This window comes from Pseudomonas emilianonis, assembly GCF_023072625.1.
GTDB lineage: Bacteria > Pseudomonadota > Gammaproteobacteria > Pseudomonadales > Pseudomonadaceae > Aquipseudomonas > Aquipseudomonas paraveronii.
The window spans coordinates 1-7,179 of the sequence record NZ_JAKNRV010000269.1 but is presented as its reverse complement, the minus strand read 5'-3'; the positions used below and the strand labels follow the sequence as shown (position 1 = coordinate 7,179).

The 7,179-nt window shown below is 58.7% G+C and carries 7 protein-coding genes, 1 tRNA gene and 1 pseudogene; 5 read left to right on the top strand and 4 right to left on the bottom strand.

Going from position 1 to position 7,179, the window contains the following annotated elements; all coding sequences use genetic code 11:
- The 3 genes and pseudogenes from L9Z73_RS21940 to L9Z73_RS21930 all read left to right on the top strand — a co-directional run.
- Positions 1-277, top strand: a pseudogene (locus L9Z73_RS21940) (acetyl-CoA C-acyltransferase); the annotation flags it as partial.
- A gap of 15 nt (positions 278-292) precedes the next feature.
- On the top strand, positions 293-2,440 hold the full coding sequence (locus tag L9Z73_RS21935; protein WP_247405391.1) for a 3-hydroxyacyl-CoA dehydrogenase NAD-binding domain-containing protein: 2,148 nt from the start codon (positions 293-295) through the stop codon (positions 2,438-2,440).
- A gap of 118 nt (positions 2,441-2,558) precedes the next feature.
- Positions 2,559-3,284, top strand: a complete 726-nt coding sequence (locus L9Z73_RS21930; protein ID WP_247405388.1) for an amidotransferase — start codon at positions 2,559-2,561, stop codon at positions 3,282-3,284.
- On the opposite strand, the gene L9Z73_RS21925 is transcribed toward L9Z73_RS21930, so the two are convergent.
- The 4 genes from L9Z73_RS21925 to L9Z73_RS21910 all read right to left on the bottom strand — a co-directional run bounded on the left by L9Z73_RS21925 (position 3,281) and on the right by L9Z73_RS21910 (position 6,136).
- Positions 3,281-4,252 carry a magnesium and cobalt transport protein CorA gene (locus tag L9Z73_RS21925; protein ID WP_247405385.1) on the bottom strand — a complete coding sequence of 324 codons (972 nt, stop codon included), beginning with the start codon at positions 4,250-4,252 and terminating at the stop codon, positions 3,281-3,283. The two genes, L9Z73_RS21930 and L9Z73_RS21925, sit on opposite strands and share 4 nt — an antisense overlap.
- A 42-nt stretch (positions 4,253-4,294) precedes the next feature.
- Positions 4,295-5,041 carry a lysophospholipid acyltransferase family protein gene (locus L9Z73_RS21920; protein ID WP_247405382.1) on the bottom strand — a complete coding sequence of 249 codons (747 nt, stop codon included), beginning with the start codon at positions 5,039-5,041 and terminating at the stop codon, positions 4,295-4,297.
- 212 nt (positions 5,042-5,253) lie between these two features.
- Entirely contained in the window at positions 5,254-5,946 is a 693-nt protein-coding gene (locus L9Z73_RS21915; protein WP_247405379.1) for a crotonase/enoyl-CoA hydratase family protein, read from the bottom strand.
- Between the two features lie 46 nt (positions 5,947-5,992).
- Complete coding sequence (locus tag L9Z73_RS21910; RefSeq protein ID WP_247405376.1) at positions 5,993-6,136, bottom strand: hypothetical protein; 144 nt, start codon at positions 6,134-6,136, stop codon at positions 5,993-5,995.
- A 129-nt stretch (positions 6,137-6,265) separates the two neighbouring features.
- On the opposite strand from L9Z73_RS21910, the gene L9Z73_RS21905 reads away from it, so the two are divergent.
- Together L9Z73_RS21905 and L9Z73_RS21900 are read left to right on the top strand one after the other, a co-directional pair.
- Positions 6,266-6,355, top strand: a tRNA-Ser gene (locus L9Z73_RS21905).
- Positions 6,356-6,637: 282 nt separating this feature from the next.
- Positions 6,638-7,003 (top strand): hypothetical protein, encoded by a 366-nt coding sequence (locus tag L9Z73_RS21900; protein ID WP_131699820.1) that lies wholly within the window; start codon positions 6,638-6,640, stop codon positions 7,001-7,003.
- Positions 7,004-7,179 lie beyond the last annotated feature (176 nt).

Below are 7,179 nucleotides of genomic sequence, written 5' to 3'. Positions count from 1 at the left end.
CAAGGCCGGGCTTCGCGTTGAAGACATCGACCTGTTCGAGGTCAACGAGGCCTTCGCCTCGGTGGTACTCAAGTTCATCAAGGACATGCGCATCGACGCCGCCCGGGTCAACGTCAACGGCGGCTCGATCGCCATGGGCCACCCGCTGGGTGCCACGGGTTGCGCGATCCTCGGCACCTTGCTCGACGAGCTGGAAGTGCGCCAACAACGCTACGGCCTGGCCACCCTGTGTGTCGGCGGTGGCATGGGCATCGCTACCATTATCGAACGCCTCTGAGCCCAAGGAATTGTCATGACCGAAGCCATTCGTTACGAAAAGGGCCAGGACCAGATCGTGGTACTGACCCTCGACATGCCAGGCCAGAGCGCCAACACCATGAACGCCTTGTACCGCGAGGCCATGGCGGCCACCGTGACGCGTCTGCAAGCGGAAAAGCACGGGATCGTCGGCGTGGTCATCACCTCGGCGAAGAAGACGTTCTTTGCCGGCGGCGACCTCAATGAATTGATCAAGGTCGACAAGGCCCACGCCAAGGAATTCTCCGACAGTGTGCGGGTATTGAAGGCGCAACTGCGCAGCCTGGAAACCCTTGGCAAGCCGGTGGTTGCCGCGATCAATGGCGCGGCCCTCGGCGGCGGCTGGGAGATTTGCCTGGCGTGTCATTACCGGGTCGCGCTGGACGACCAGTCGGTACAGCTCGGTCTGCCGGAAGTCACCCTGGGCCTGTTGCCGGGCGGCGGTGGCGTGGTGCGGATGGTGCGCCTGTTGGGTTTGGAAAAAGCCCTGCCCTATTTGCTGGAGGGTAAAAAAATCCGACCGCAGCAGGCCCTGCAAGCCGGCTTGATCGACGCATTGGCGGCGGATCGCGACGAACTGCTGGCCAAGGCCCGCGTCTGGATTCTCGCCCACCCTGAGGCCGCGCAACCTTGGGACAACAAGACCTACCAGATCCCCGGAGGCACGCCGTCTAGCCCGAAAGTCGCGCAGATGCTCGCCATCGCGCCATCGATCCTGCGCAGCAAAACCCATGGCTGCTTCCCGGCTCCGGAGAAAATTCTCTGCGCCGCGGTGGAAGGCGCCCAGGTGGATTTCGACACCGCACACCTGATCGAAACCCGCTACTTCACCGAATTGGTCACCGGGCAGGTGGCGAAAAACATGATCGGCACCTTCTGGTTCCAGCTCAATGACATCAATGCCGGGCGTTCGCGCCCCCAGGGCTTTGCGCCTTACGTCACGCGTAAAGTCGGTGTGCTCGGTGCCGGGATGATGGGCGCGGGGATTGCCTACGTCAGCGCCTGCGCAGGTGTTGAGGTGGTGCTCAAGGACATCGACCTTGCGGCCGCCGAGAAAGGCAAGGCGCACTCGGCCACGCTGTTGGACAAGAAGGTCAGCCGTGGGCAATTGACCGCCGAGCAGCGCGAAGCCACCTTGGCGCGTATTTATCCTACGCAGTCTGACGCCGACCTGGCCAGCTGCGACCTGATCATCGAAGCCGTGTTCGAAAACCGTGAGCTCAAGGCCAAGGTCTCTGCCGCCGCGCAAAACGTGGTCGGCACCGAGGCGGTAATCGCTTCCAACACCTCCACCTTGCCCATCAGCGGCCTGGCCACGGCGGTGTCGGATCAAGCCAGGTTTATCGGCCTGCACTTCTTCAGTCCGGTGGACAAGATGCCGCTGGTGGAAATCATCAAGGGCACACAGACCTCGGACGAAACCCTGGCGCGTGGTTTCGACTTCGTCCTGCAAATCAACAAAACCCCGATTGTGGTCAACGACAGTCGCGGCTTCTTCACCTCGCGGGTGTTCGGCACATTCACTAACGAAGGCATCGCCATGCTCGGCGAAGGCGTGGCTGCACCGATGATCGAGACCGAGGCGCGCAAGGCCGGTATGCCGGTGGGGCCGCTGGCGGTGTCCGACGAAGTGTCCCTCAGCCTGATGAGCCACATCCGACAGCAGACGGCTAAGGATCTGCAGGCCGAAGGTAAAGCGCTGCCAATCCATCCGGCGACGCAGGTGATTGATTTGTTGGTCAACGAGTACAAACGCACGGGCAAGGCGGCGGGGGGCGGCTTCTATGAATACCCCGCAGGTGGGCAGAAGTATTTGTGGCCGGAACTGAAAAGCCGATTCGAGCGCCCCGACCAACGCATTTCAGCGCAGGATGTACGCGACCGTTTGTTGTTTATCCAGGCCATCGAAACCGTGCGCTGCGTGGAGGAGGGCGTGTTGATGTCCACGGCGGATGCCAACGTCGGCTCGATCTTCGGCATCGGCTTTGCGGCGTGGACGGGTGGCGCGTTGCAATTTATCAACCAGTACGGCTTGAATGACTTTATTGCACGCGCGCGCTACCTGGCCGAGCAGTATGGCGAACGCTTCGCGCCGCCGGCGTTGTTGCTGCGAAAAGCCGCACAGGGTGAAGTATTTGCCTGACCACAACGCTGCCCGCTGAACGATAGCGATCCACTGCGCGCGGGCTTGCGTTGCGGGGGTATTTCAAGGCAGGCTCTGTGGGTGTTCAATATTCCCATCGCCGTGTCAGGTATTTTTTATGTCGCTACGCGTCTGCATCCTGGAAACCGATATCCTGCGTCCAGGCTTGATTGATCAGTACCAAGGTTACGGGCAGATGTTCAAGCGCCTGTTCTCCAAGCAGCCGATCCCCGCCGAGTTTGTCGTGTACAACGTGGTGCAGGGTGAATACCCCTCGGATGATGAGGTGTTTGACGCGTACCTGGTGACCGGCAGCAAGGCCGACTCGTTTGGCACCGACCCTTGGATTCAGACGCTCAAAACCTACCTGCTCGACCGCTATGAGCGCGGCGACAAGTTGTTGGGCATCTGTTTCGGCCACCAATTGCTGGCGCTGCTGCTAGGCGGCAAGACCGAGCGCGCCGGCCAGGGCTGGGGCATCGGCATCCACGATTATAACGTCGATGCCAAGGCGCCGTGGATGAGCCCTGAGGTGCCGGAGCTGACGTTGTTGATCAGCCACCAGGACCAGGTGACCACCTTGCCGGAAAATGCCACGGTCATCGCTTCCAGCGAGTTTTGCCCGTTTGCGGCGTACCACATCGGCGACCAGGTGCTGTGCTTCCAGGGGCACCCGGAGTTCATCCACGACTATTCCCGCGAGTTGTTGGAGATTCTTCAGACAACCTTGGGCGAGAAGGTCTACAAGAATGGCGTCGCCAGCCTGGCGCGCGACCACCACGGTGTGACCGTGGCGGAGTGGATGATGCGCTTCGTCGCGCACAAGCCTGAAGCCAAGGTTTAAAGCCAGCCCGAACGCTTGAAGCTGGCCCACAACCCGCTGCACCCTACGGCGATGAACCCCAGCACGGCAAAATAGCCGTAATGCCATTGCAGCTCGGGCATGTTCTGGAAGTTCATCCCGTAAATCCCCGCCACCGCCGTGGGGAATGCCAGGATCGCCGCCCACGCGGCGAACTTGCGCTGCACCACGCTCTGGCGCGACGCCTCCAGCAACACACCGATCTCGATGGTCTGGCTGGCGATGTCGCGCAGGGTGGCCAGGTCTTCCATCTGCCGTGTGACGTGGATTTGTACATCGCGAAAATACGGGCGCATGTTCTTGTCGATAAACGGAAAACTCAGCTTCTGCAGCTCCTCGCTGATCTCCACCATCGGGGCCACATAGCGGCGCAGGCGCAGCACGTCACGGCGCAGGCCGTGGAGGTTCTGGACATCGTGTTCATTGAGTGAGCTGCACAGCACGTTGCGCTCCAGCTCATCGATCTCGGCGTGGATCGCCTCGCTCACCGGCTGATAGTTTCCGGTGACGAAATCCAGCAGCGCATAGAGTACGAAATCTTCCCCATGCTCCAGTAACAATGGTCGCGCCTCACAGCGCTGGCGCACAAAGCCGTAGGACGCAGAGTGCCCGTTGCGCGCCGTGATGATGTAGCCGTTGCCGGCAAAGATATGGGTCTCGATAAACACCAGCTTGCCGTTTTCGCGCACCGGTGAATAAGTGACGATAAACAGCGCGTCGCCAAAGGTTTCCAGCTTGGGGCGGCTGTGTTTTTCCAGGGCGTCTTCGATGGCCAGTTCATGCAGGTTGAACTGGCGTTGCAGGTTGGCCAGTTCTCGGGCGTCGGGCTCTTCCAGGCCTATCCAGACAAAATGCCCGGGTTTGGCGGCCCAGGCCGCGCCTTCGTCGAGGGTTATATCGGTAACTTTCTTTCCGGCGCTGTAAACAGCGGCCGCAACAACTCTACCCATGGTGCCGATCACTTCTTATCAGGGGGACAGATGTTGGGCAGCTTAGCTGGAAGCGAGTTCTATTGTTACGGCACTTTGCAATTGGTGGTCCATCGTCTTGATGCATTCATCCATCTGCGCGTAGCAGGCTTGCATCAACGCCGGGATGTCATCCACCGTCAGGCCGGTGGTAGGAATCGGCGGCAGTGAGCGTATGAGCACATCACCACTGTTCCAGCGATTGAGCCGCATATGCGTGACGTAATTGCTTACACACACCTGCACGATGGGCACGCCGGCGGCAATCGCCATGTGGAACGCGCCTTTCTTGAACGGCAGCAGACCCTTGCCCAGGTTGCGCGTGCCTTCCGGGAACACCCAGATCGACGTGTCCTTATGCTGCAACGTCCGGGTGGTGGTGAGCATTGCGCGGCGAGCCTTGTGCGCATTGCCGCGGTCGATCAGCACGTTGCCAGCCAGCCAGAACAACTGGCCGAACAACGGCACCCATTTCAGGCTTTTCTTGGCGATACACACGGTGCGGTGCGGTACCACGGTGCCCAGCACAAACAGGTCATAGTTGGACTGGTGGTTGGCGATGATCAGGCAACTGCCGGGCTTGTTGCGCAGCGAATCGACATCGGCCTTGACGCGCAGCCCCAGTATTCGCATCGCCGGCAGCGCATACAGACGCGCGCACAGACGGCTGTTGTCCGGGTTGAACGGCCGACAGATCCCCAGCAGCACGCCCAAACCGCCGGCGAGGATAAAGTGCAGGCCCATCAATAACATACGCAACATAAACAGCATCGACGTGGCCCATCGAGAGAAAAGGTGGCGCAGTGTACGGATGTGCACTGTATTCGGCAATTGCCCGGTAGAGGTAGGAGATAGGCGATGTTTAAGTGCATGTTTCAACAATTGCCAGCAGAGGCTGACTAGAGCGGCTAAGGAAGATTCGGATTTGTTTGTAAGAAAAAGCCCGACGTAAGGTCGGGCTCTGATACAACAGGTGTGGGGACTTAGCTAAGGATATGGCCCTGGTCCTGGATAATTGCCTCATCCAGGGCTTCCAACAGTGCCTTGCGCACTTTCAGTTTGGTCTGCTTGTGGGCATTCATATTGAGCTTCTTCAACTGCCGAGCCGCCTCCAGCGCTGCCGTGTGCAATGCGTCCGGCGCCACCACCTTATCGAGGAAGCCGGCTTGCAAGGCGCCTTGCGGGTCGAACATCTCGGCATTGATCACCGAGCGGTGAAACGCCGACTTGCGCAGACGATCCCGCGCCAATTCGATACCGGCGTGATGCATGGTCATGCCGATCGCCACTTCATTCAGGCCAATGCTGAACGGGCCCTCGACCCCGATCCGATAATCCGCCGACAACAGCAGGAACGCTCCCTTGGCCACCGCATGCCCAGGGCACGCGACGATCACCGGGAACGGATGCGCCAACAGGCGCCGCGCCAGCGTCGAGCCCGACGTCACCAGGCCGATGGCCTCTTTAGGCCCGGCGGTCATCACCTTCAAATCATAGCCACCCGACAGAATCCCCGGCGTCCCGGTGATGATCACCACCGCCCGATCCTTCTCGGCCTGATCCAGCGCTTCATTAAACGCACTGACCACCGCCGGAGAAATGGCATTTACCTTGCCGTTGCTCAAGGTCAGGGTCGCGATACCGTCTTCCAGGTGGTAGGAGATCAACTCACTCATGACGCGGTTCCTTGTAGGACTTGTTATAGAGGTGCATGCGCAGACGTTACCCACCACGCCCGCCCTGGTAAAGCGCCGTGACTGACTGGCCGGTCAGGCTTTCCCTCGATACCCGGCGGTAAACCGCCTGGGCAGGGCGCAGCAACCGTTCCAGACGCGTGTCGTCGATGCCTGAGAATGGCAGAATCATCGCCCTCACATGGCTCGTCACGGAATACCGGTCTAACCGCATGAAAATTCTGAAAAAAACCTTTGCCATCAGAAAGGCTTTCGACTACATTAGCGCGCCTCGACAGACTGAACTGGTTTGACGAGATACGGTGAAGTGTCCGAGTGGCTTAAGGAGCACGCCTGGAAAGTGTGTATACAAGAAATTGTATCGAGAGTTCGAATCTCTCCTTCACCGCCACATTCTGTAAACGCAAACCCCTGATTTTCCTAGAGAAAGTCGGGGGTTTGTTGTTTTTTGCGTCTGAAAAAGTGCGATATGGGACAGATCTGGGACAGATGGGGAATTTTCTCTTCTGCGAAACGAGGCTCACCGCGCCGGCCGCTCTGCCTAAAATCGGCATGGAGTAGTAGGTCATGACAGGCGGGAATCGGCCAAAAGCAGACTGTGGACAGGTAGCCGTTGATGTCTCTACGCTGGACGATCTAGTGACAGCACAGCGGTAAAAAAGGAGTAGTCACGTTGGAAGTTGCCATTGATCGAGATAGCGTTCATGCAGGAGATGATCTGGGAAGCCATGCGACGTCGATCACACTCGATCCATCAGCAACGCTGCGCGCCTTAATCGAAGTGATACAAGATGCCGGCTACTTACCGGGTATCAATGGAGGCAAGGCTACTTGGATTATTTGGTCGTCTGACAAACCAATAGGTGTTTTAGCGCAGCAATGGCCAGCACCTAAATTGACCGTGCCGCCCGAAAGCACCGTTGATCAATATTTCGGAAATACCGAACCTCGCCTTCTGTTCAGATATTGGTGTCAGGCAGATCCAGATGAGGTCTTTTCGAATATCAAGACCGGAAATGAGCCACCTTCACGATTTTAGGATTGGCGGTGGACATTTCTGTCGATCAATGCGGTTCAGATGACTGCTATGGGTCCAGGCTGTGTGAAAACGCCAGTGATTGTCTAACCTTCTGATCGTCGAGATCGTATCGGGGGCGATCATGAAGCGATTTATTGAAGGTGAGACTCGGACGCAAGTGACGTTGCTGCCAGAGT